This is a genomic window from Dehalogenimonas sp. THU2, assembly GCF_039749495.1.
Classification (GTDB): domain Bacteria; phylum Chloroflexota; class Dehalococcoidia; order Dehalococcoidales; family Dehalococcoidaceae; genus Dehalogenimonas.
Genome location: NZ_JBDLLU010000002.1, coordinates 116,505 through 138,831, shown reverse-complemented (window position 1 = coordinate 138,831; position 22,327 = coordinate 116,505). Strand labels below are relative to the sequence as shown.

Annotated in this window: 23 protein-coding genes and 1 tRNA gene; 13 read left to right on the top strand and 11 right to left on the bottom strand. The window is 58.6% G+C overall.

The features are described from left to right. Nucleotides 1-80 precede the first annotated feature (80 nt). Nucleotides 81-764, bottom strand: coding sequence for a hypothetical protein (locus tag ABFB09_RS01715; protein ID WP_346999419.1), 684 nt, complete (start codon nucleotides 762-764; stop codon nucleotides 81-83). 179 nt (nucleotides 765-943) lie between these two features. Here ABFB09_RS01715 and ABFB09_RS01710 point away from each other — a divergent pair, with 179 nt between their 5' ends. From ABFB09_RS01710 to ABFB09_RS01690, 5 genes are all read left to right on the top strand, one after another. Then, a complete protein-coding gene (locus ABFB09_RS01710; RefSeq protein ID WP_346999417.1) occupies nucleotides 944-1,171 on the top strand; it encodes a hypothetical protein in 228 nt (75 codons plus the stop codon). Between the two features lie 91 nt (nucleotides 1,172-1,262). Further along, nucleotides 1,263-2,354 (top strand): redox-regulated ATPase YchF, encoded by a 1,092-nt coding sequence (gene ychF, locus ABFB09_RS01705; RefSeq protein WP_346999415.1) that lies wholly within the window; start codon nucleotides 1,263-1,265, stop codon nucleotides 2,352-2,354. Nucleotides 2,355-2,357: 3 nt separating this feature from the next. Further along, nucleotides 2,358-2,834 carry a hypothetical protein gene (locus ABFB09_RS01700; protein WP_346999413.1) on the top strand — a complete coding sequence of 159 codons (477 nt, stop codon included), beginning with the start codon at nucleotides 2,358-2,360 and terminating at the stop codon, nucleotides 2,832-2,834. 132 nt (nucleotides 2,835-2,966) lie between these two features. Beyond that, nucleotides 2,967-3,437: a ComEA family DNA-binding protein gene (locus ABFB09_RS01695; protein ID WP_346999412.1), complete on the top strand. Its 471-nt coding sequence runs from the start codon at nucleotides 2,967-2,969 to the stop codon at nucleotides 3,435-3,437. A gap of 3 nt (nucleotides 3,438-3,440) precedes the next feature. Beyond that, nucleotides 3,441-5,807, top strand: coding sequence for a DNA internalization-related competence protein ComEC/Rec2 (locus tag ABFB09_RS01690; RefSeq protein WP_346999411.1), 2,367 nt, complete (start codon nucleotides 3,441-3,443; stop codon nucleotides 5,805-5,807). Here the strand turns inward: ABFB09_RS01690 and ABFB09_RS01685 are convergent, their stop codons facing one another. Genes ABFB09_RS01685 through ABFB09_RS01675 form a run of 3 tightly spaced genes read right to left on the bottom strand, consistent with a single transcriptional unit; the run spans nucleotide 5,808 to nucleotide 7,146 of the window. Further along, on the bottom strand, nucleotides 5,808-6,002 hold the full coding sequence (locus tag ABFB09_RS01685; RefSeq protein ID WP_346999409.1) for a 4Fe-4S binding protein: 195 nt from the start codon (nucleotides 6,000-6,002) through the stop codon (nucleotides 5,808-5,810). Nucleotides 6,003-6,016: 14 nt separating this feature from the next. After that, nucleotides 6,017-6,607, bottom strand: coding sequence for a methyltransferase domain-containing protein (locus tag ABFB09_RS01680; protein ID WP_346999408.1), 591 nt, complete (start codon nucleotides 6,605-6,607; stop codon nucleotides 6,017-6,019). Next, a complete protein-coding gene (locus tag ABFB09_RS01675) occupies nucleotides 6,604-7,146 on the bottom strand; it encodes a GNAT family N-acetyltransferase (protein ID WP_346999407.1) in 543 nt (180 codons plus the stop codon). Before ABFB09_RS01675 ends, ABFB09_RS01680 begins: the two co-directional genes overlap by 4 nt. 199 nt (nucleotides 7,147-7,345) lie before the next feature. Between ABFB09_RS01675 and ABFB09_RS01670 the strand changes: the two genes are divergently transcribed. Beyond that, the gene (locus tag ABFB09_RS01670) at nucleotides 7,346-7,567 is read left to right on the top strand and encodes a NifU family protein (protein WP_346999405.1); all 222 of its coding nucleotides are present in this window, start codon (nucleotides 7,346-7,348) and stop codon (nucleotides 7,565-7,567) included. Between the two features lie 111 nt (nucleotides 7,568-7,678). Here the strand turns inward: ABFB09_RS01670 and ABFB09_RS01665 are convergent, their stop codons facing one another. The 4 genes from ABFB09_RS01665 to ABFB09_RS01650 all read right to left on the bottom strand — a co-directional run bounded on the left by ABFB09_RS01665 (nucleotide 7,679) and on the right by ABFB09_RS01650 (nucleotide 11,407). Further along, complete coding sequence (locus tag ABFB09_RS01665; RefSeq protein WP_346999404.1) at nucleotides 7,679-8,896, bottom strand: aspartate kinase; 1,218 nt, start codon at nucleotides 8,894-8,896, stop codon at nucleotides 7,679-7,681. 72 nt (nucleotides 8,897-8,968) lie between these two features. Further along, nucleotides 8,969-9,805 (bottom strand): hypothetical protein, encoded by an 837-nt coding sequence (locus ABFB09_RS01660; protein ID WP_346999403.1) that lies wholly within the window; start codon nucleotides 9,803-9,805, stop codon nucleotides 8,969-8,971. A gap of 101 nt (nucleotides 9,806-9,906) precedes the next feature. Beyond that, entirely contained in the window at nucleotides 9,907-10,113 is a 207-nt protein-coding gene (locus ABFB09_RS01655; protein WP_346999402.1) for a hypothetical protein, read from the bottom strand. Nucleotides 10,114-10,219: 106 nt separating this feature from the next. Next, nucleotides 10,220-11,407, bottom strand: a complete 1,188-nt coding sequence (locus tag ABFB09_RS01650) for a cofactor-independent phosphoglycerate mutase (protein WP_346999401.1) — start codon at nucleotides 11,405-11,407, stop codon at nucleotides 10,220-10,222. 53 nt (nucleotides 11,408-11,460) lie between these two features. On the opposite strand from ABFB09_RS01650, the gene ABFB09_RS01645 reads away from it, so the two are divergent. Then, nucleotides 11,461-11,538 (top strand) — tRNA-Pro (locus tag ABFB09_RS01645). Between the two features lie 100 nt (nucleotides 11,539-11,638). On the opposite strand, the gene mazG is transcribed toward ABFB09_RS01645, so the two are convergent. Next, nucleotides 11,639-12,418, bottom strand: a complete 780-nt coding sequence (gene mazG / locus ABFB09_RS01640) for a nucleoside triphosphate pyrophosphohydrolase (protein ID WP_346999399.1) — start codon at nucleotides 12,416-12,418, stop codon at nucleotides 11,639-11,641. Between the two features lie 233 nt (nucleotides 12,419-12,651). Here mazG and hisS point away from each other — a divergent pair, with 233 nt between their 5' ends. The 5 genes from hisS to ABFB09_RS01615 all read left to right on the top strand — a co-directional run bounded on the left by hisS (nucleotide 12,652) and on the right by ABFB09_RS01615 (nucleotide 19,112). Next, a complete protein-coding gene (gene hisS, locus ABFB09_RS01635; protein ID WP_346999397.1) occupies nucleotides 12,652-13,908 on the top strand; it encodes a histidine--tRNA ligase in 1,257 nt (418 codons plus the stop codon). 421 nt (nucleotides 13,909-14,329) lie between these two features. Then, nucleotides 14,330-15,133, top strand: coding sequence for a tetratricopeptide repeat protein (locus tag ABFB09_RS01630; RefSeq protein ID WP_346999396.1), 804 nt, complete (start codon nucleotides 14,330-14,332; stop codon nucleotides 15,131-15,133). Nucleotides 15,134-15,139: 6 nt separating this feature from the next. Next, nucleotides 15,140-17,584 (top strand): DNA gyrase subunit A, encoded by a 2,445-nt coding sequence (gene gyrA / locus ABFB09_RS01625; protein ID WP_346999395.1) that lies wholly within the window; start codon nucleotides 15,140-15,142, stop codon nucleotides 17,582-17,584. Between the two features lie 116 nt (nucleotides 17,585-17,700). Continuing rightward, nucleotides 17,701-18,351 (top strand): transcriptional repressor LexA, encoded by a 651-nt coding sequence (lexA, locus tag ABFB09_RS01620; protein WP_346999394.1) that lies wholly within the window; start codon nucleotides 17,701-17,703, stop codon nucleotides 18,349-18,351. 200 nt (nucleotides 18,352-18,551) lie between these two features. Then, on the top strand, nucleotides 18,552-19,112 hold the full coding sequence (locus tag ABFB09_RS01615; protein ID WP_346999392.1) for an aldolase: 561 nt from the start codon (nucleotides 18,552-18,554) through the stop codon (nucleotides 19,110-19,112). Nucleotides 19,113-19,180: 68 nt separating this feature from the next. On the opposite strand, the gene ABFB09_RS01610 is transcribed toward ABFB09_RS01615, so the two are convergent. After that, a complete protein-coding gene (locus tag ABFB09_RS01610) occupies nucleotides 19,181-19,804 on the bottom strand; it encodes a glycerol-3-phosphate acyltransferase (RefSeq protein WP_346999391.1) in 624 nt (207 codons plus the stop codon). Nucleotides 19,805-20,146: 342 nt separating this feature from the next. Next, complete coding sequence (locus ABFB09_RS01605; protein WP_346999390.1) at nucleotides 20,147-21,058, bottom strand: branched-chain amino acid transaminase; 912 nt, start codon at nucleotides 21,056-21,058, stop codon at nucleotides 20,147-20,149. Nucleotides 21,059-21,214: 156 nt separating this feature from the next. Between ABFB09_RS01605 and ABFB09_RS01600 the strand changes: the two genes are divergently transcribed. Next, on the top strand, nucleotides 21,215-21,991 hold the full coding sequence (locus ABFB09_RS01600; protein WP_346999388.1) for a DpnI domain-containing protein: 777 nt from the start codon (nucleotides 21,215-21,217) through the stop codon (nucleotides 21,989-21,991). The last annotated feature ends 336 nt before the right edge of the window (nucleotides 21,992-22,327 follow it).

Genomic DNA, 22,327 nt, shown 5'->3' with positions numbered 1-22,327 from the left:
AGCTTTGGTCAAGTGGGTGAAGAAATAACAGTTTAACAACCATGCCTTATTAATAATAATATAATCACTTTATTGGGCGTTTAAAAGCTCGGCGGGCCACCACGCCGTCGCCGCCTGCCGATGCCCGACAACCGCCTCATCCATAGGGGCAGGGGTTTGACCACTGAATTTTCCAGCACTGCTTTTTCAAACTCCGGCGGTTTTTGCCCCGTTCTCCTGGATGCCTGGGGCAGGGAAAAGCCTTTGAGACCCCACAACACCTGGACATCGAGCTTCGCCGGCGGTGTTTCGCCTTCTTCTATTAAATAGTAAAGCTCCAGCCGGGTTTTATCCGGCATGAAGGTGAAGAACTCACCCTTATCCGGTTTGCCGAAGCGCCTGAGTGTCGCCAGCGGCGGTATCTCCGCGAGCCCCACATGTCCCATGACCTTGTCCGGTTTCAGTTTGAGTTTGTCCGGTGTCTGACGGAATCGGTAGATGGCGTTTTTCAGGTAACAGAAATCATAAAGGTAGTCGGCGGAAATGGTCACCAATTTCAATTCCGGGCTGTCGCTTTTCAATCCGGTAACCGCCACGCCAAGATAAGGCGTCTGATCGGTGGTGGCTTTGAGAGTTTGTTCCACTCGTTGCCATGCCGCCATGGGCATGATGATGCCGCACAGGGTGCCCTCATGATTGGTTGCCCAGTACATGACCCGTTTGGCGGAGGAAGGGGACACCTTTCCACCCCAAAGAAGCAGGTATGTGTCGCCGGCTGTTTTCATCAATCGTAATTGTAGAGGGTGTAAATGCGGGCGTCAAAAAGGCAGTACCATTCGATGTCGAGCGATTCCCATGCTGAAATCCGAAATCGGGTTAAGTGTGCGTTTAACAATAATCGCATAATTGAATACGCCACGCCGGTATGCTTAAATTGACGCAGGACAACAACAGGGAGGCGGCCATGGCGGAAGCGTTCAGCCCGGAACTTAAAAAATTGATGAGTATCGCCCAGGATGACAGTTTTTCGGCGGGCATGCGCGCTCAGGCTATCGGTGATATCGCCCGTAACGGCACCTATCAGGCGCTGCTAGCCCTCCTGGAAATCGCCGCCGATAAAAAGGCTGCCTACGACGAGCGGGATCTCGCCCTGGTTCATGCCCGGGAACTCATCAAAGTTCCAGCGAAATAACACCAGGCGCCCCGTTTTCGAATAATCCCATCCTCCTCTCCCATCCGGGAGCGGGTTTAAGGCGAAAAGACACACTAGAAAAGGAATAATAATGGCTCTTTCCATCGGCATCATCGGCCTCTCCCAGAGCGGCCGAACCACCATTTTTCAGGCAGCCACCGGCGGCGGCGCGGCATCGCGGCCCGGTGAAGCTGCCCATGTCGGCATCGCCAAGGTGCCGGACGCCCGCATCGACAAGCTTTGCGGCATGTTCAAGCCTCAGAAGACCACCTTTGCTGAGGTAAAGTACATGGACCTCGGCGCGTCGGTTAAAAGCCTGGCCCAGTCCGGCGTCGGCGGTGAGGCGCTTCGGGAGTTGTCCAACATGGACGAACTGATCAACGTCGTTCGCGCCTTTGAGGATGATTCCGTGCCCCACCCCCAGCTTACAGTCAACGCCGGCCGTGACATCGAGGCCATGAACCTGGAGCTGACCTTTTCCGACCTCGCGATTCTCGAACGCCGCCTCGGCCGCATCGAGCAGTCGCTTAAGAGCGCCAAAGCCCTCGAGCGCCCCAAGTTCCTCGCCGAACAGGAGCTTTTAGGCCGGCTCAAGGCGGAATTGGAAAAGGACGTGCCGCTGCGCGACGTCGCTTTGGACGCCGATGAAGAAAAGGCTATCTCCGGTTACCAGTTCCTGTCCGCCAAACCGCTACTGATCGTGGTCAACATCGGCGAGGAAGACCTGTCCCGCGCTGTCGAACTTGAGAAAGAATTTTCCGGGAAATTCTCCGGCAAGGGTTGCCGCGTCATCGCCATGTGCGGCAAGCTGGAGGCGGAACTGGCCACCATGGACGATGAGTCCGCCGCGGAGTTTCGCTCCGACTACGGCCTGTCGGAGACAGGCTTGGCCCGCACCGTCCGCGCCTCTTATGAGCTGTTAGACCTCATCTCTTTCTTTACCGTCGGCCCTGACGAGGTCCGGGCCTGGAGCATCACCGCCGGCACCCCGGCCCAACAGGCGGCGGGTAAGATCCACTCGGATATCGAGCGCGGTTTCATCCGCGCCGAGGTTGTCGCCTATGAGGACCTCATCCGCCTGGGTACCATGGCCGAGGCCAAGAAACAGGGTGTGTTACGTCTGGAAGGCAAAACCTATATCGTCAAGGATGGTGACATCGCCCACTTCCTGTTCAACATTTAACCGATGAACCGCCCGGAACTGATATATGAGACTCCCCCGCGCTACGCCGTGGCGGCCTTCGCCGGCGTCATCGGCTTATTGATCGGCGTCGATATCGTCTTTGCCCTGGTTTTCCCGGAACTATTATGTTTCATGATGATAACCGCAATTTCTGAATCAGCCCTTTTCTACTTCATCATCCCCCGCAAATATCAGATATTCGCCGACCGCCTGCGCGTGGTGCTCGGCGGCTGGATCAAATTCGATGTCCCTTTTTCGACGATTCGCCAGGCCCGCGTTGCCCGCAGCATCGACGCCTTTGTTTACTGGGGTTTGCGCATGGCTACATCAGGCGAGGGCGTAGTCGAAATCCTCCGCCGTGGGGGCGGTCTGGACCTGGTCATCTCCCCCATCGACCGTGATACCTTTCTTGAGCAGCTCGACCAAGCCCTCGCCGCCTCCAACCGCAACGCAACGCCTCCAAAATGGCGTGTCATTTAACCCCTTCTCCTCTCCCCCACGGGGAGAGGATTAAAGCCTGTCCTGAGCGAAGCCGAAGGAGTGAGGGGGCCCCTTCTTGACGCCCGTTATTCTTTGGTATAGCCTAAGCTAATTTTTACTCTGGGGGACACCATGTCTTCACGTCTGCGACACTTAACGGCGGCTGTTTTCCTATTACCGACGCTATTATTAAGCGCCTGCGCCGACAGTACATTGGTCGAGATCTACACCCCAACCACCCAGTCCCCGCCCTTCGCCACCGTAGCTATCGAAGGCGCGGTCAACCTGCCCGGCGTCTATCCGATGAAGTCCGGTGACACCGTCGAAGACCTTCTCCAGGCTGCCGGCGGCGCTACAGGCGGCTCATCGATAACACTGATCGTTGGCGGCAGTACCGCAGTTCCCCAGAGAGTGAATCTGAACACTGCCGATCTATGGCTTCTCGTAGCCTTGCCAGGAGTCGGGGAATCCAGGGCATCGGCCATCATCGACTACCGCATCAGCCATGGTCCGTTCGTCAATATACTTGAACTGACTAAGGTGCAGGGTTTCGGCCAGGCGACGTTCGACGCACTTAAAGACTTGATCACGGTGTCGGGCTAGCCTTTGGCGCTGATCGTCCTGTCGCTTGCCTGGGTCCTGGGCGTCTGGCTGGGTTCACACCTGGCGCCCTCGCCTTTATGGTTCCTGGCCGCGGCGGTGCCTTTGCTCTTTTTCGGTTTGTGCCGCTGGCGCGGTAGATTGGTTGTGGTTTGCCTGGCGATCGTTCTGCTGTCTGGCGGTGCGCTGTTCTTTCAATCAAGCCGGTCCGATATCGATGAATCCCATATCGGCTGGTATGTCGGTGACACCGTGTTCACCATCGAAGGCACCGTCAGCCGCATGCCGGAAGAAAAAGAAAAATCTCAGGCGTTAAGGCTGGCTGATATCACCATCGGGACGGGTGATGGCATGCGCGATGTTTCCGGAGCTGTGTTGGTTTATGTATCGCCTTTTCCCGAGTATCATTATGGTGATCGCATCACCGTAACCGGCAAGCTGCTCGATCCCCCGGTCTTCGACACCTTTGACTGGCGCGCTTACCTAGTCCGCGACGAGGTTTTCGCTACCGTGCTTTATCCTTCGGTCATGGCGGTCGAACTGGGACATGGCAACCCGATCTTATCCGCCATCTATTCTTTGCGTGAGAGGCTGGCGGACGGATTGGCCGCCGCACTGCCGGAACCCCACGCCTCCCTGGCCCAGGGGCTGACTCTCGGCATCCGCTCCAACATTGCCAGCGACGTAAAGGAGAGCTTTGCCATCTCCGGCACATCGCACTTGCTGGCCATATCCGGACTTCATCTGGGTATCATCGCCGGGGCGGTGCTCATCTTTGCGCGCGGGCTTTTAGGGCGCCGCGGCTACTGGTATGTCTGGCTGGCTATGGCGGCCATCTGGGGATTCGTTATCTTATCGGGACTCGCACCGCCGGTAGTCCGCGGCGCCATCATGGCTTCTGTATTCCTGTTGGCCGAGTTTTTCGGGAGACAGAAATCGGCCTTGCCCGCGTTGTGTTTGGCAGCAGCGGTTATGGTGGCGGCCAACCCCCAGGTGCTGTGGTCGGCCTCGTTCCAGATGAGTTTTGCCGCCATGGCCGGACTGGTCTTTCTTCTTCCCCCGCTGACGCAGGTGGTACGACGTCTGACCGCCCGTTTCCCCGGTGAGGGCAGCCGTTTCCATGGCATCGTTTACATAATATGCGAAGGCTTCGCGGTGACTGCCGCGGCGGTAGCGGGAGTATTACCCCTCATCGCCTATTACTTTGGCAGCGTATCCCTGGTGGGTGGCATCGCCACCCTGACCGCTATGCCAGTGGTGCCGCTCGTTATCTTCGGTGCCTTGCTTACCGGGACTGCCGGAATCATCAACCCCATACTGGCCGTGCCCTTCGCCGCCATAACCTGGCTGGGGCTGGCTTACCTGCTGGTGGTGGTCGAGTTTTTCGCCCGGGTGCCAGCGCTTTCTGTGGTTAATTTTGATTCGGCGCTGGTGTGGGGTTGCTACGCATTATTAACGGTCGCTACATGGGGATTGAACCGCTGGCAGCGGCGGCAGGACGCGTTAGATTCGTTGAAACCGGTCAAGCTGGGGTTTTCGTGGAAATTGGCCGTGCCGTCGATGGTGCTGGTGGTTGTACTGGCGTCGACAGGTCTGATTGCCCCCGTTGATCATCGGCTTCAGGTGAGTTTCCTGGATGTCGGCCAGGGAGACGCCATCTACATCCGCACCCCAGCCGGTCAGGACATTCTCATCGATGGCGGCCCGTCACCGCAACGACTGGCGCAGGAACTGGGAAAGAAGATGCCATTCTGGAACCGCACTATCGAGCTGGTGGTGTCCACCCATGCCGACGCCGATCATCTGACCGGTCTGGTCGAAGCCCTCGAACGCTGGGATGTGAAGCAGATCGTGCATCCCGGTGTGCCGTCCGATACCGATCTCTATAGTGAGTGGCAGCGGCTTATCGATGAGAAATCGATACCGGAGACCGCGGTGTCGGCGGGGCAGAACATCCGGCTCGCCGGCGGGCTGGAATTTGAAGTACTAAATCCCTTTGATGGTAACCGCGACACCAATGCCGCGTCATTGGTCATGAGTCTGAAGTACGATGACCTGTCTTTCCTGTTCACCGGTGACTTGCCGGTGGAGGGTGAGCTGGAACTTATCTATCGCCGCCTGGTACCGGATTCGACGGTGCTGAAGGTGGCGCATCACGGCTCCGGCGGTTCCAGTTCCGTTGCTTTCCTGTCGGTCGCCCGGCCGGAACTGGCGGTGATTCCGGTTGGGAAGAATAACTACGGTCACCCCACACCTGAGGTGGTCGCGGCGCTTGGATCCTGGTGCATCGACGGGGGCATCTATCGCACCGATACCTCGGGCACCGTCACCTTTATCACCGATGGCCGGGTATTATGGCTTGAGTCAGATTAACTACGACGGATTTATAGTGATGGCGCCGGTAGGGCACTGATATTCGCAGCCGCCCAGCAGGTCGCATTTGTCCTGGTCGGTTACTTTGCACAAGCCGCTCTTGGGGTCGATATCCAGTATCTGCTTGGGGCACATGGCTACACATATACCGCAACCGGTGCACAAATCGGGATCGATCTTTACTTTGTCTTCCATTTTATAGCCTTTCCTTAATTCCTGATTAAAAACAAGCGTATCGCGCCACTCATGACCGCGTCGCGTTTTTCGATATTTAACTTGAGCGTATCGGCCAGTTTTTCCAATCCGCCGTTAGCCTGGTAGGTCTTGAAGCAGGCGTAATGTTCTCCACCCACCAGCCCCTCCACCAGGCGGATAAACCTTCCCGCCGGTACTCCAAAATCGGCTAGCACCAGAGCGCCGCCTTTCCGCGTCACCCGCCGCATCTCCCCGATCACCTTCTGCTGCACTTCCCAGGGTTTTTCATGCAGTGCCAGCGACACGGTGGCGTAGTCGAATGTGCCGTCCTCGAAAGGCAGGTCGGTCGCGTCGGCCAACTGGAAATCGAGATTGCCTTTGCCGTATTTTTGCTTTTTCGATAGGGCGACGGAGATCATTTTCGGATCCAGGTCGATGCCCCGGGTATCCAGGCCGCGCTGGGCGTAACGCATCGCCTGGTCGCCGGTGCCGCAGCACACATCCAGTACCTTTTCCCCGGCCTTCATGCCTGCCAGTTCAGGGATGGCTTTCCGAAGCTGCCTGAGCGCTCGGTCGATGAATACTGCGTAAAAACTGGGTATCAAGCGGTAAATTCTTCCTTCGTTATGCCGTACATGATCACGTCGATATATTCGCCGCGGTGAAAATAGAACTTACGGCGGCATCCCTCGTACTTCATGCCCAGCTTCTGCATCACTTTCCCGGAGGCGGTGTTTGGCCGCAGGTGGTGCGCGGTGACGGATTCGATATCGAGTTTGTTGAAAGCGTACTCCAGCACCGCCCGCGCCGCCTCGGTCATGACATCTTTGCCCCGATATTCCCGCCCCAGCCAGTAACCGATCTCGGCCCGTAGGTGTTCCGGTGTCAGGATCAACCCGACGGCGCCCATGAGCTTGTCGTCAGCCTTATCGGTGATGGCGAAGATGATCTCTTTGCCGTCGTCGAACTTTCCCTTATGCGTGGAGATCCACTCCGCCGCCGCCTTGGGTGGATAGGGGTGGGGTATGGCCGGGATGAAGCGTGCAACGGAATCATCGCCGCACATCCGGGTCACCTCGCCGGCATCTTGGAGGTTAAAAGGTCTCAGCGTGAGGCGTTCGGTCTGGAGCGTTGGGCGAATCATATAATTAATAATTGTATCACCAAATACTCATCTTACCAAGTTTTACGATTGGGCTAAGCGATTAAGCTAACATTGCCCCATGTCATGCGTTATAAACAATGAACGCCTGACCTCCCTTTCCAATTGACACCGTTTTATCTATATGGTACTTTTTGAAGATACGGCGCGTTTGAAATGCGCCGATTTGAAGGAGTCCCACATGCAGGAAAAGGTTCAGGAAGTTCTGGATAAGGTTCGCCCCAGCCTCCAGGCTGACGGTGGCGATGTTGAATTGGTCGATGTTGTCGACGGCGTGGTCAAGGTCAAGCTCACCGGTGCCTGCGCCGGCTGCCCTATGTCCCAGATGACCCTCAAGAACGGTATCGAGCGCATTTTAAAACGTGAGATTCCCGAGGTCAAAGAGGTAGTTTCAGCCTCATAGCCAATTGCGACGTTCCCCTTGGGGACGAATGCATTTAAACAGAATATGCTAAAAAGCCCGCTCGATTCGAGCGGGCTTTCCGTTATCCCCTGTGAGTTATTCGATCGGCGATTACTCTTCTGTTTCCAGCGCGAAAGCCTTGTGCAGCGCCTGCACCGCCTCCTTGACCTTGCCTTCCTCTATCAGCACGGTGATGCGGATTTCGGAGGTCGAGATCAGGTCGATGTTGATGCCGGCGTCATAGAGGACGCGGAACATCTTGGCAGCGTAGCCCGGCGTGTTCTGGATGCCGGTGCCGACAATGCTGACCTTGCCGATATTGGGATCGGCGGCGATGTTGGAAGCCCCCAGTTCGTCGGCGATGGGTTTGACCACGTTCATGGCCTTGGGCAGGTCGGACTCAGCCACGGTGAAGGTCATATCGGTGATATGCGCCACACTGGCGTTCTGGACGATGGTGTCCACGCTGACGCCGGCCTTGGCCAGCGGTTCGAAGAGCGAGGCGGCGATACCTGGTTTGTCCGGCACGCCGACCATTGTTATCTTGGCTACGTCCAGGTCGTGAGCGATGCCGCTCACCTTATTCCGTATCTCCATGGTTCCTCCGTGTATCAGGGTGCCTGGATTATCGTTGAAACTTGAGGCGACAAGTATCGGTATGTTGTAGATCTGGCCCAGCTCCACCGCCCTCGGGTGCATGATCTTGGCGCCCCAGGTGGCCAGTTCCAGCATCTCGTCGTAGCTGATCTCCTTGAGCCGCCGCGCCTCCGGCACCACCCGCGGGTCGGCGGTATAGACGCCGTCCACATCGGTGAAGCGTTCGCACACCTCTGCGCCGAGTATCGCCGCCAGCGCCACCGCCGAGGTATCGGAGCCGCCTCGCCCCAGCGTGGTTACCTCCATGCCGTCGGTGATGCCCTGGAAACCGGCCACGATGACCACCCGGCCTTTATGCAGCTCGCGGTGGATGCGCTCAGGCTCGATGCCGGTGATGCGCGCCCGAGAGTGTGAAGAATCGGTCTTGATGCCCGCCTGGGCGCCGGAAAGGCTGATAGCCTCGTGCCCCATATGCTTTAACGCCATGGCCAGCAGCGTCGATGATACTATCTCCCCGGTGGACATCAGCAGGTCCAGTTCACGGGGATCGGGGGCATCGGTCAGCGAGCGCGCCAATTCGATCAGGTCGTCGGTGGCGTCGCCCATGGCGGAGACCACCACCACCACCTGGTTACCCCGTTCCTTGGTGGCGGCAACGCGGTTGGCTACGGCGCGGATGCGTTCGGCGTTGGCCACCGAGGTGCCGCCGTATTTTTGTACGATGATCGCCATTTTACCTCGAATAATTCAATTTTCCTCTCCCTCGATGCCTGCCCTGAGCTTGCCGAAGGGGGAGAGGAACTCTTACCAGTAAACCTTGACCTCGGACACCGTCCCCAGGCTCTCCCAGTAATATCCGCCCAGTTCGCCCGACAGCGCGTCCAGCTCGTTTTCCATGTCCTTCAGGCGCTGGTACCAGTCCTTGAGCGAGCCGTAACTCTGGCTGCCGGATTTAGCCGCCTGGTTGTAAGCCGCCGCCTGCTGTTCGTAGTCATTTTTCAGCTCTTCGAAGGCCTGCATCTTATCCAGGTAGGACAGGTAGTAATTATAGAGCGGTGAGGCGGCAACCTCAAGGGCGATGACGCCGTAATCCTCGCCGATGACCACATAGGCCACCTTGTCGAAGCCTTCACTTCCGCCGCCCCCCAGTCCCCGGCCCCCGGTGTCGTACGACGAGGTGCCGTCGATGACCACCAGTCCCCGGTCGGTGGTATTGAACGCCGTGGCGGCGTGGCCGACGCTCTTATCGTAGAAGTCGATGGCTATCCAGCCGGCGCGGATGCCGGTGGCCTCGGCATTGTTATGCAGGTCCTGGGCAAAGCCGCCGCACATGTAGTAGTCCGGCAGGTAGGCGTTCCGGTCGGTGGCGTCGGCGCGGACAAAAGCCATCAGTTCATCCCAGGTCGGGTCCGTCGCCGCCGGGTTGTTGGTGAGAGTAACCGGCGGTCCGCCGGGGAAAAGGACGTAAGGCGGCTGCCGCTCTTCGTAGGCCAGCGCCCCGCTGATGGAGTTATGCCCGGTAACGTAATCCGGGGCCGACAGCGTGACCGGCGGGGGCTGACTGGCGACGGGAATCGATAACGAAAAAGAGCAGCCGGACAGAGCTATCACTGCCATTACGGCGATCGACGCTAGCACCAAACGAAATCCCTCTCCCCCACGGGGAGAGGCTAGGTGAGGGGGCCCCTTAAACAACCGATTATCTGTCATAAAACGAATTTCCGGAGACTGAGGCTAATCTATCAGAACACCAGCGCCAGCAGCACGGCAATGACAACCACGGCGATGACCGTCCAGAACCACACCGGCGTACCGGAGCTGCTCTTCTTCCTGGTGTACCCCGTAGATATCCCCGCCCGCCGCTTCTCACAGCAGGCAACACAGGTGCAGGCCGGCGGGTGACCCCCATAGCGGGTCGATCGAAACGTATCGTCTTCTCTAGGACACATCAGCGTTAAATTCCAAACTCCAAGTTCCAATTTGTATATCGAGCACTTCGTTTATTGGATTATTTGTAGTATTGGTAGTATTTGACATTGGTATTATTCCCCCCGCCTATCCCCTCACCACCTGGCTCATCAAATAATGCGCCTCGGCCACCGTTTTGCCGGTGGACCTGGCCTCGGCCTCAGTAAAGCGCCTTGCGCCGGAGGTCCTCACGCCGGAACCCCAGATCATGAAGGGCACCGGTTCGGCGGCATGGGTGCGGGTCTGGAGCGGCGTCGGGTGGTCCGGCATGACCAGGACGCGCAGCTTGTCCTTGGTGTAGTTTCGCAGTCTGCTGACCATGTCCCGGTCGATCATCTCGATGGATTTGACCTTGTCCCCGGCGCTGCCGACATGGGCCGCTTCGTCCGGGGCTTCCACGTGCACCACCACCATGTCATAAACGTCTAGCGCCTTGAGCGCCTCTTCCATCTGGAAAGCGTAATCGTTGTCGATGTTGTCGGTGACGCCGTCGATATACAGCACGTCCATGCCCTGCATCTGGCCCAGGCCTCGCAGCAGGTCCACCCCGGAGGTGATGGCGGAGGTGACGCCATAGCGTTCCTGGAAGGACGGCATTTCCGGCAGCGGTCCGCAGCCCCAGAAGAGCCACAGTCCGGTAGCCGGTAGTTCGCCGCGTATCTTTCTTTCCAGGTTAACCGGGTGATCCCGCAGCACTTTTTCGGAAGCGGTCATGATGCTGCGCAGCAGTTCGCTGCCTTCGCCCTGTGGCAGATAGGCCTCTATAGGCTGGTCGGAGATGTCGTGGGGCGGGGTGCAGACGGCTTTTAGCGTTTCGGGATGGCCTTTGAGTTTCAGCAGGTGCCGATAATTGACGCCGGGAAAGAACTCCAGGTCCGGCGTCCGCAGTTCCTTATTGAGGTTGTCGATGATCATGGCCGATTCGGCGGAGGTGATATGACCGGCGGCGTAGCTCGCCATTCTGCCGCCGGTGACGGTGACCAGATTGGCGCGGAAGACCACTTCGTCCGGCGCGATATCGATGCCCAGGCTCCTGGCCTCGATGGCGGCGCGGCCTTTGTAGAACACCCGGGGGTTATAGCCCAGCACCGACATGCAAGCGCAGGCGCTGGAAGGCTCCATGCCCTCGGGCACCGTACCGGTCATACCCACCGTGCTGCGGCGGGCCATCTGATCCAGGTTGGGCGTCTCCGCCGCTTCCAGGCTGGTCTTGCCGCCCAGGGATTCAACCGGCCATCCGGAGGCGCCGTCGATGATAAGGACTACGTATTTCATGTTGCCATCCTATTTGCTTTAGTCGGCGGGCAAAGCATATAATATCCGTCTGGCGGGGCGTAGCGCAGCCTGGTTAGCGCGCAGCGTTCGGGACGCTGAGGCCGGAAGTTCGAATCTTCTCGCCCCGACCATTTTTCTCTCCGCCTTCGTTGCCGAACCTAGCGAAGAACCTCCATCCCCGATTCGTGTACCTGCGACCCCGATCAGCGACTTCATTAGATAATAGCACGATTAGCCCCTCGCGTCATGCTCCGCCTTCATCCGTTCCCACAGCGCGTTCTGCTGCTCGAAGGTCAGTTCCTTGAAGCTCACCCCTTCCTCACAGCAGTAGTTTTCCATCAGTTTGAAGCGCTCGTAGAACTTCCGCCCGGCGCTTCTTAGCGCGCTCTCGGCGTCGATGCCCTGGCGGCGGGCGTAGTTGACCATGGTGAACAGCACGTCGCCGAACTCGTCCTCCCGTTCCGCGGCGGTCTTTGAGTCCTTCAACTCTTCGATCTCTTCGGCCAGCTTGTCGAGGACCCCCTCGTCGTCCTTCCAGTCGAAACCCACCCGCGCCACCCTGCCCTGTATCTCCTGGCTGTAGGCCAGCGCGGGCATGGCTTTGGGCGCTCCGTCCAGCATCGAGGCATTTTCCGGCCGTTCCGTCTTCTTGATGTCCTCCCAGTGCCGCAGCACCTCGGCGGAGTTAGCGGCGTCCTTATCTCCGAAGACATGCGGATGGCGGCGCACCAGCTTGGCCACGATCCCCTCGATGACGTCGTTTATGGTGAAATCCCCGGCCTCCGCCGCGATGCGGGCATGGAACACCACCTGCATCAGCAGGTCGCCCAGTTCGGTCTTGAGCTCCCGGGAGTCGTTGGCGTCCAGGGCTTCCAGCACCTCGTAACACTCCTCCAGCAGGCTGTCGCGGATGGACAAATGCGTCTGCTCCCGGTCCCACGGGCACCCGTCCGGAGACCGCAGCCGGTCGATGATGCTGACCAATGTCTGAAACTCGCCGGGTTTATCCAATAGCGTCTCCTAACTGGGATTACCTTAATTATACCCGCGCGGAGCCGGGGGTGTCATGCTGGGCCTTAATTCTGACGAAATCACAGTTCGCCTCTCCCTTTCGCGAAAGGGAGACATAAGAGGGATTTTTTCCTCCGCGCTTTGCCAACCCGGTAGTATTTGACCCGCCAATATTGGTATTATTGTCCCGTCACCCGAAAAAACTGAAAACTACCAACTCGTCAAGGAGCACCATGGATTACCAGTCGCCCCGAGGCACCCAGGATATACTGCCGGAAGAGCAGCCTTACTGGCGTTACGTTCAGGAGAAGGCCGCCGCCGTGGCGGAACGTTACGGCTACGCCCGCATCGATACACCCACTTTCGAGGACTCCCACCTCTTCATCCGCACCGTCGGCGAGGAGACCGATATCGTCTCCAAGGAGATGTACACCTTTGCCGACCGCGGCGGTTCCGATCTGACCCTCCGCCCTGAGGGCACCGCCCCGGTGTGCCGCGCCTACCTGGAGCACGGCATGGGCTCCCGCCCCAAGCCGGTCAAGCTTTATTACCTGGCCAACATCTTCCGCTATGACCGCCCCCAGGCCGGCCGCTACCGGGAGCATCACCAGTTCGGTTTCGAACTTATCGGCGAGGCGGACGCCGGCGCCGACGCCGAGGTCATCGACATGGCCTGGCGCTTCTACTCAGAACTGGGACTGACCACGCTGCCGGTGCAGCTCAATTCCATCGGCTGCCCGGAGTGCCGCGCGGAATACGTTGCGGCACTCAAGGCCTATTACGAGAGCTGCATTGACACCCAGTGCCAGGACTGCCGCGTCCGCTACCACAAGAATCCTTTGCGACTGCTCGACTGCAAGAAGCCGGATTGCCGCGCCGCCGCGGCCAAAGCGCCGCGCTCAACGGATTACCTGTGCCCGGACTGCAAGGCGCATTTTGAGAAACTCATTGCCATGCTGGGAGCCGTAGGCATCCCCTTTGAGATCAACAACTGCCTGGTGCGCGGCCTGGACTACTACCGTCGCACCGTTTTCGAGATCCAGCCGCAGGAAGAAGGCGCCCAGTCCACCATCGGCGGCGGCGGCCGCTATGACGGGCTGTTAGAACAACTCGGCGGCGATTCCACCCCGGCCACCGGCTTCGCCACCGGCATCGAGCGCATCATCCTGAACCTCAAGCGCCAGAACGTCGCCGTCCCGCCATTACCGGCGCCCCGTTTCTACCTCGCCTGGCTGGGAGACTCCGCCGCGCTGGTGGCCTTCACCCTGGCCGCGGACCTGCGGCGGGAGGGCATCGGTCTGGTCCAATCCCTCGGCGGCCGCAGCCTGAAAGCCCAGCTGCGCGGCGCCTCGGCGGTGGGAGCCAAGTACGCCCTCATCCTCGGCGAATCGGAACTTGAAACTCGCACGGTGATCCTGCGTGACATGAGCAACTCGGAGCAGAGTTCTCTGCCTCTCGACGGTCTGGCGTCGGCGCTCAAGAACTTATAGGAAGGCGCACCACCGGCCCATCACCAATCGTCATCGTGAGCCTCCGGCGAAACGATCTCGATGCCGCCAAACGAGCGTGACGCGCAACCCGCCTGCCATGCCGCCCTTTTGTCATCCTACGCGAAAGCGGAGGATCCATGGATTCCCCATTAGCGAAAAATGCATATCGAAACCGTTTTCCCCGTCTTTGCGACCCCTTGACGAAGCAATCTTGCCCCCCTGGAATTTGTTTAGCTCGTACTGAGCGAAGCACAGTGAATTTGTATCTTGTATCTTGTAATTTCCCACTGGAAGGGCAGCATTTGTAGCCCAAAGATGCTATAATACGCCGTCTTGTTTGACATCGGCGGCGGGGGCGATTTGCCCGCGTTGCGCTAATCGAGTAAAATCTCACATCTAAATCCGGCAACAGGAGAGCGCGATGGCTTACGATGACGATGAGCAGGCTAAACTGAAAAAAAATAACACCCAGGCAGCCCTGGAGGCGGCCATGGCCGGGCGTTGGCGTGAAGCCGCCTCGGCTAATCAGGCCATCGTCGATCTTTTTCCCGCCGATGTGGAAGCCTGGAACCGGTTGGGCCGGGCGCACATGGAGCTCGGTGAATACGACCAGGCCAGGAACGCCTACGGCAAATCCCGGGAACTGGACCCATATAACAGCATCGCCGACCGCAATTTGAAGCGGCTGGAAGTACTGGCCGCCGCCGGAGTGACCAAGGGCGCGGCCGGGGAAAGCCAGCGTGTCGAGCCTCTGGTCTTCATCGAGGAGATTGGCAAGGCCGGCCTGGTCACGCTGCTCAAGCTGGCGACCAAAGAAGTGCTGGCCCGCCTGGATGCCGGCGACAAGCTCAACCTGCGCCCTGCCCAGGGCAACCTTTTTATCGACAGCCTCACCGGGGAATACCTCGGCACGGTGGACACCCGCCACGCCCTGAGGCTCCTCAAGCTGATGAAGGGCGGCAACCGGTATTCGGCCACCGTCATCAGCGTCGCGGAGGACAAACTGGCGGTCATGATACGGGAAACTTACCAGGATCCGTCCCAGGCAGGGCAGATGTCCTTCCCGCCGCGGCTGACCCCGGCGACGCGTAAACCACACCTTGAGGATACAGGCACGGAAGAGACCGAGCCTGGCCAGGAAACGGAAGAGCCGGAACTGCCGGTCGAGGAATCGGATGACGAATTCTCCGATGATGACGATGACGACGAGGAATTGGAGGTCTAGGAACATATGGTAATCGGTAAAACCCGCCCCATCAACATCGAGGTGGAGATGAAGAACTCCTACCTTGATTACGCCATGAGCGTTATCGTTTCCCGCGCCCTGCCCGACGTCCGGGACGGGCTGAAGCCGGTACACCGGCGCATCCTTTTCGCCATGTCCGACCTGGGCATGCATTACAACACGCCCTACAAGAAGAGCGCTCGCATCGTCGGTGAAGTGCTCGGTAAATACCATCCCCACGGCGACACCTCCGTCTATGACGCCATGGTGCGCATGGCCCAGAACTTCTCCCTGCGCTACATGCTGGTGGACGGCCAGGGTAACTTTGGCTCCGTCGACGCCGACCCCCCCGCCGCCATGCGTTACACCGAGGCCCGCCTGATGCGCCTGGCCGGTGAGCTCCTGGTCGATATCGACAAGGACACCGTGGATTTCATGCCCAACTTCGACGCTTCCCTCAAGGAGCCGACGGTGCTGCCCTCCCGGCTGCCCAACCTCCTGATGAACGGCGCCGCCGGCATCGCCGTGGGTATGGCCACAAACATCCCGCCGCATAACCTGACGGAACTGTGCGACGCCATAACCCATCTCATCGATTACCCGGAGTGCACCCTGGATGACTTGCTCCAGTTCGTCAAAGGCCCGGATTTCCCCACCGCCGGCATCATCCTCGGCCGGGACGGCATCCGCACCGCCTACGCCACCGGTCACGGCAAGGTCACCATCCGCGCCCGGGCCCATATCGCCGACGCCGCCGAGACCGGCACCAAGCGCCAGATCATCATCACCGAGCTGCCATACCAGGTGAACAAGGCGGAACTGGTCAAGCGCATCGCCATGATGTCCCGGGAGCGCAAGGTCACCGGCATCGCCGAGGTCCGCGATGAGTCGGACCGCCAGGGCATGCGCGTCGTACTGGATCTAAAGCGCGACGGCGAGCCGCAGCAGATACTCAACAACCTCTACAAGCACACCAACCTGCAGACCAGTTTCTTCATCAACATGCTGGCGCTGGTGGACAACCGCCCGGTGATTCTGAACCTCAAGGAAGCCCTCGGTCATTACGTCGCTTTCCGCCAGGAGATCATCACCCGGCGCACCAAGTTCGAGCTCAAGGCAGCTAGGGACCGGGCCCACATCCTGGAAGGCCTCAAGATCGCCCTGGACAACCTGGACGCCATCATCAAGCTCATCCGCCACGCGGAGAGCGCCGACGCCGCCCGCAGGGAGCTCATGTCCAGCTTCGGCCTATCGCAGCTCCAGTCCCAGGCCATCCTGGACCTCCAGCTCCGCCGCCTGGCCTCCCTGGAGCGCCAGAAGATCCTCGACGAATACGCCGAGGTCCTGAAGCAGATATCCTACTTGGAAGACCTGCTGGCCAACCCGCGCAAGGTGCTGCAACTGGTCAAGACCGATGTCGCCGACATCAAGGCCAGGTACGGCGATGCCCGCCGCACCGAGATCCAGGCCCAGGGCGTCATCGAGTTCCGGGTGGAAGATCTCATCCCGCACCAGAGCATGGTGGTGACGCTGACGGATCGCGGCTTCATCAAGCGCGTACCCACTGAGGTCTACCGCCTGCAGCACCGCGCCGGCCGCGGTAAAAGCATCATCAAGACCCGTGAGGAGGACGCGGTGCGTTTCGTTATGGTGGCGGACACTCATGACAACGTGCTGATGTTCACCAACCGCGGCAAGATATTCTCCATCCGCTGCCATGAGATCCCGTGTGATCTCCTTCGCACCGCCAAGGGTATCGCCATCATCAACCTGGTGCCGCTGGCGGAGAATGAAAAGATAACCTCCATGCTGGCCCTCTCGGAATTCCGGGAGGACACCTCGCTGATCATGGCCACCGCCTCCGGCGAGGTCAAGCGCACCCAGGTTTCGGACTTCGCCGCGGTACGTTCCAGCGGCCTAATCGCCATGGACCTGCCCAAGAGCGACGAGCTTATCGGCGCCGTCCTGGCAAAAGACGACGCCAACATAATCCTTATAACCCATAACGGCCAGTCCATCCACTTCCCGGTGGAAGATCTGCGGCTATCGCAGCGCGCTTCCGGCGGCGTCCGCGGCATCACCCTGGACATGGATGACCGGGTGGTCGGCCTGGATGTCACCCAGCCGGGCAACTTCGTCCTGGTGGTCACCGACGGCGGTTACGGTAAGCTGACGCCGGTAGAGGAATACCCGCTGCAGCACCGCGCCGGTTCCGGCGTGCTGACCTTCCGGGTAGTGGAAAAGACCGGTAAAGTGGTCGCCGGGCGCGTCGTAGACCGGGAGCACCAGGTGATGATCGCCACCGCCGAGGGCGTGGTCATCCGCACCCCCGTCGGCACCGAGGACGAGGAAAAAGGCATCATCGTCATGGGCCGCGGCACTCAAGGGGTCATCGTCATCCGGCCGGATGAGAATGACCGGGTAGTGACCTTCGCCACCATGGTGGAATAAGACTCGGAGAGACAAAAAGGTCCGGTACAACTGGACATGCGTTTCAAAAGTCTTGACAACGTGTCCCGGTTGGGGGTAAAGTTGCTAAAGAACAATTGTTCAGGCAGGTGAAAGATATGGCTAGAACGGCAAGAAAAACGATGACCGAGCGCCAGCTGGCGATGCTGGAATTCATTCGTGATTATTTCAAGCAGCGGGGCATCCCGCCCAGCATCCGTGACATCGTGGCCGGCTGCAAGATCAGCTCCACCTCCGTGGCGGACTATAATCTGAAGCACCTGGAACGCGCCGGCTATATCCGCCGCCATCCGGAGATCTCCCGCGGCATCGAGCTCCTGGAAACCGAAGGCCGCACCCGGGCCCTGGTGCCGCTGCTGGGCCAGATCTCCGCCGGCAAGCCCATCCCGGTGCCGGACATCGAGTCTTGGAACCCGGCGCTGTCCGCGGACAACGTCGAGGTGCCGGATGATATCGTGGCCAACCGCAAGGACATCTACGCTCTCAAGGTCCGCGGCAACTCCATGATCGACGCCCTGATCGCCGATGGCGACACCGTCATCCTCCAGGCCGTGCAGGAAGTGGAGAACGGCGAGATGGCCGCGGTCTGGCTGAAGTCGGACAAGGAAACCACCCTCAAAAAGGTCTTTAGGGAAGGCGCCAAAGTCCGCCTGCAACCGGCCAACATCCTCATGACTCCCATTATTGTCGACGCCCGCCACGTAGTAATCCAGGGCCGCGTCATCGGCGTCATCCGCAAGCTGGGCTAATCCGGTAATGCATGTAGGGGCGACCGGCCGGTCGCCCCTCCGGTCGTTTTTCCCTCTCCCCAACGGGGAGAGGGTAGGGTGAGGGGACCCCCTAAAAAAAGCCCCGGGAAAAACTTGTTGTTTTGAATTTGGTACTTTGAATTTTGATATTGTTTAGATATTAGAAATTAGATATTAGAATTTCGTCAAAGGTAAAGTATATGCTCGTCACTCAATTCAAAGAAACCGGTAAAGCCCTCTTCACCCGCAGCCTGGTGTCCTCCCACAGCGGCAATATGTCCGTCCGGCTGGGGGAAGGCCGCATGATGATCACCCGCCGCGGCTCCCAACTGGGCGCCCTCCGGGATCAAGACCTCATCACCACCGGCATCGAATTTGACGACGACCAGACCCCCCTCGCCTCCGTGGAACTGCCGGTTCACCGCGCCATCCTGAAGGCCACCGGCGCCGGCGCCGTCGTCCACGCCCATCCCCCCCACGCTATCGCCCTGTCCATGACGGAAACGGAGATCGTCTCGGAGCAGGCGGAACTATATGAACTGGGCAAGATCCCTGTCCTCGGCTGGAACCAGGACGTCCGCCCCGGCTGCCTGGGGGAAGTCATCGCGGAAGGCCTGAAAACGCAGAACATCGTCCTGCTCTACGGCCACGGCACCTTCGCCATCGGCAAAGACCTGGAAGAAGCCTACAAACACACCGCCGGCCTGGAAGAAGCCTGCCAGGTCATCTGGCTGGTAAAAACCCTGCGCAAAGCCAAATAAGGGACAATCCCTCGTTCCCAACCCCCGTCATTGCGAGGCTGCTGCCGAAGCAATCTCGGTCCCCGGCACTATCTCTTCCGCGGCTTTATTTCATCCAACCCCAACGCCCCCCACCCCCGCCGCCGGTAATCCGCGATGGCATCCGGGATGTACTTGATGACGATAACCCCCACCAGCGCCCCCGCCATGAGGGTCGCCGTCCATGATGCCGTGGCCATCCAGGTGATGGCCGGCAGCGCCAGCAGCCCCACCGCGTTGCCCAGCACCAGGTTGCGCCGCAGCGCCCATACAAAGAGAATGAGCGTGATGAAATAGACCGGAATCCCGCCGTGGCCATAAGCGAACGACGCCGCGATGATGGCCCCCGTGGCCGCCGCCATGCCCTTGCCCCCCTTGAACCCCAGCCACACCATCCAGTTATGCCCCGCCACCGCCATGACCCCGGCCCCCAGCACGAACACGTCATCCGCGCCGATAAGATACTTGGCCGCAAGCACCGCCGCCGCGCCCTTGGCGATGTCGAAGAAGGCCACCACCAGACCCGGCCACAACCCTACCTGCCGGATGGTATTCAGCGTACCGACATTCCCACCCCCCAGCGCCTCCGCCTCCCCGGTAGAAACCCGAGCCACGATCCGCGCCGTAGGAATACTGCCGAATAGATAACCCAATATCAGGGCAATAAAATCCATAGATCAATTACACCCGTTCGTTATCGCCGCCCGGTCTTTGTCTCCTCTCCCCCGCGGGGAGAGGACTAAGGTGAGGGGGTACCATGAAAAACCAACTCCCCGCCCAAATCCTTAACAATATCAAAATTAAAAAGGTCCAAAATTCCAAACCAGTTACAGTCCTCTGTAGGGGCGGGTCTCAGACCCGCCCGCCCCGTCGTCCGTTTCCTCCTCTCCCCCGCGGGGAGAGGACTAAGGTGAGGGGGCACCCCTAAACAACAACAACCCGTTTTGGTCATTGCAATTTTGGGTATTTGAATTTATTTAGATATTAGGAATTAGATATTAGAATTTCCGTTTTCTCTAGAAAACGGGCGTGCACCAATGTGCGTACTTCGGCAAATTCCCCTTAATGGCATCAAAGTAAAGGTCCTTCAGCTTCGCCGTGATCGGACCCACCCCGCCGTTCCCCAGCTTCCGCCGGTCTATCTCGCACACCGGCGTCAGGTGCGCCGCCGTACCCGTCAGGAAACACTCGTCGGCGGTATAAAGCTCATACCTATCCACCAGCCGTTCCTCGACCTCCAGGCCCAGTTCGTTCTTGGCCAGCGTGATGACCGTATCGCGGGTGATACCGTTCAAAATGCTGGAATAGGTCGCCGGCGTCACCAGCTTCCCGTTCTCGATTAAAAATAGGTTCTCCCCGGAACCCTCGGCCACGTGCCCGTCCGGCGCCAGCATGATGCCCTCGTCGAAACCGTTCTCGATAGCCTCGGTCTTGGTCAGCGCGTTATTGATATACAGTCCCGTCGCTTTGACGCTCGGGGGGAAGGTGTTGTCGTCGGGCCGTCGCCAGGTGGAAACGGAACAGCGGCAGGCGTCGGTGTCCAGGTACCGGCCCCAGGGAATGGCAAAGACCAAAAAGTCGGACTCAAGATTGTGCAACCGCACGCCCAGCGCTTCACTGGATTTATAGGCCAGCGGGCGGATATAGGTGTCCTCCATGAAGCCGCTCTTCTTCGTGACCTCCACCGTGATGCGTCCCAGTTCGTCGGCGGTGTGGGGAATATCCAGCCGCAGCACCTTGCAGCCGTTCTTCATCCGCTCCATGTGCTCTTTCAGGCGGAAGATATAAACCTGCCCGTGCGCCGCGTTCCAGTTGCCGCGGATACCCTCAAAAAGGCCGGTGCCATAGTGCAGCGCATGGGTCATAACGCCGATCTTGGCGTTCTCCAGCGGGATGTATTCACCCTTGAAGTAGCAATACGATGGCATGGCGGCTCTCCTTTTTCGGTTGTGTAGCTATGGATTATAGACCTTTGGCGCGGTGGGGGGCAAGGTGGATGTTGGTCTGGTTCAGTTAACACGTGGTAAACTGAACCGTTGGTCTTGAGTGATAGACACCTTAAATCATATAATGGCCGGACTATTATGCGACTTACATTTGAACGTTCTTTGGCTGACAAATATACGAGCCTTTCGCAAAAGGCAAGAGTGTTAACTGAAAACTGGGTTTACGGTCAAGTATACTGCCCGAATTGCGGGCAAACTCACTTGGAACAATATGAAAGCGGCCGCAAAGTAGCTGATTTCTATTGTTCATCCTGCCGGGAGGAATACGAGTTAAAGAGTAAAAAAACTACTATCGGCTACAGAATTGCTGATGGTGCTTATGGAGCTAAAATTGAGAGACTGACATGTAGCACTAATCCCAGTCTCTTCGTCTTGAATTACGATTCCACAAACCTCACAGTTAATGATCTCATGGTCGTTCCCAAGCATTTCTTTACACCGGAGATTATCGAGAGAAGGAAAGCCCTTTCGGCCAGTGCTCGCCGGGCTGGTTGGGTTGGGTCCAACATCCTGCTGAAAGATGTTCCCGAGAGTGGTCGACTTTATATTGTCAGAAATGGTGTTGTCACGCCGAAGGCAGATGTCATGGCGATCTGGCGGCGAACCTTGTTTCTTCGCGAAGAGAACGATATGAAATCGCGTGGCTGGTTGATGGATATAATGGCACTTGTCGAGAAGTTAGGCCAGGAGTTTACACTCGGCCAGTTATATACTTTCGAAGGAAATCTTGAACGGAAACACCCTGATAATCGGCACATCAGAGACAAAATACGACAGCAATTACAAGTGCTGCGTGACCGCGGGTATCTTGAATTTGTTGAGCGTGGCCGTTACCGTTTGAAGCAACACGACTGAAATAAGTCATGTTCCCATATTTATAAAGTTCTAATCGCCGATTCCAATCTTGGGTAACAGCGCGCTGGGGCAGGCTGGCTAACGCCAGTTAACAGATCGCGCTCAGGCTGAGCGGGTCGTGATCCATGAATCCGCCGAAGAGCACCAGTATCGCCCCACCTCTAAGCTGAAAGCTGATAGCTGACGGCTGACAGCTCAAAATATTTATTTTCCAAACCCGCCAAAATCCCATTGACAACTCAAGAGTACCGGTGTGCTATCATGTTGTCTCCCCCTCATCCCCCAGCCTCCCCGTCGTTCGCTCACCCCCACAGAAGCTGAAAGCTGATAGCTGAC

What these genes read in the sequence shown, in the direction of transcription:
- ABFB09_RS01670 (WP_346999405.1), top strand. Translation starts at nt 7,346, where the DNA reads ATGCAGGAAAAGGTTCAGGAAGTTCTGGATAAGGTTCGCCCCAGCCTC.
- ABFB09_RS01665 (WP_346999404.1), bottom strand. Translation starts at nt 8,896, where the DNA reads ATGGCGATCATCGTACAAAAATACGGCGGCACCTCGGTGGCCAACGCC.
- ABFB09_RS01685 (WP_346999409.1), bottom strand. Translation starts at nt 6,002, where the DNA reads ATGGAAGACAAAGTAAAGATCGATCCCGATTTGTGCACCGGTTGCGGT.
- ABFB09_RS01615 (WP_346999392.1), top strand. Translation starts at nt 18,552, where the DNA reads ATGCTCGTCACTCAATTCAAAGAAACCGGTAAAGCCCTCTTCACCCGC.
- ABFB09_RS01710 (WP_346999417.1), top strand. Translation starts at nt 944, where the DNA reads ATGGCGGAAGCGTTCAGCCCGGAACTTAAAAAATTGATGAGTATCGCC.
- lexA (WP_346999394.1), top strand. Translation starts at nt 17,701, where the DNA reads ATGGCTAGAACGGCAAGAAAAACGATGACCGAGCGCCAGCTGGCGATG.
- hisS (WP_346999397.1), top strand. Translation starts at nt 12,652, where the DNA reads ATGGATTACCAGTCGCCCCGAGGCACCCAGGATATACTGCCGGAAGAG.
- gyrA (WP_346999395.1), top strand. Translation starts at nt 15,140, where the DNA reads ATGGTAATCGGTAAAACCCGCCCCATCAACATCGAGGTGGAGATGAAG.
- ABFB09_RS01630 (WP_346999396.1), top strand. Translation starts at nt 14,330, where the DNA reads ATGGCTTACGATGACGATGAGCAGGCTAAACTGAAAAAAAATAACACC.
- ychF (WP_346999415.1), top strand. Translation starts at nt 1,263, where the DNA reads ATGGCTCTTTCCATCGGCATCATCGGCCTCTCCCAGAGCGGCCGAACC.
- ABFB09_RS01650 (WP_346999401.1), bottom strand. Translation starts at nt 11,407, where the DNA reads ATGAAATACGTAGTCCTTATCATCGACGGCGCCTCCGGATGGCCGGTT.
- ABFB09_RS01695 (WP_346999412.1), top strand. Translation starts at nt 2,967, where the DNA reads ATGTCTTCACGTCTGCGACACTTAACGGCGGCTGTTTTCCTATTACCG.
- ABFB09_RS01675 (WP_346999407.1), bottom strand. Translation starts at nt 7,146, where the DNA reads ATGATTCGCCCAACGCTCCAGACCGAACGCCTCACGCTGAGACCTTTT.
- ABFB09_RS01700 (WP_346999413.1), top strand. Translation starts at nt 2,358, where the DNA reads ATGAACCGCCCGGAACTGATATATGAGACTCCCCCGCGCTACGCCGTG.
- ABFB09_RS01655 (WP_346999402.1), bottom strand. Translation starts at nt 10,113, where the DNA reads ATGTGTCCTAGAGAAGACGATACGTTTCGATCGACCCGCTATGGGGGT.
- ABFB09_RS01600 (WP_346999388.1), top strand. Translation starts at nt 21,215, where the DNA reads ATGCGACTTACATTTGAACGTTCTTTGGCTGACAAATATACGAGCCTT.
- ABFB09_RS01610 (WP_346999391.1), bottom strand. Translation starts at nt 19,804, where the DNA reads ATGGATTTTATTGCCCTGATATTGGGTTATCTATTCGGCAGTATTCCT.
- ABFB09_RS01715 (WP_346999419.1), bottom strand. Translation starts at nt 764, where the DNA reads ATGAAAACAGCCGGCGACACATACCTGCTTCTTTGGGGTGGAAAGGTG.
- ABFB09_RS01605 (WP_346999390.1), bottom strand. Translation starts at nt 21,058, where the DNA reads ATGCCATCGTATTGCTACTTCAAGGGTGAATACATCCCGCTGGAGAAC.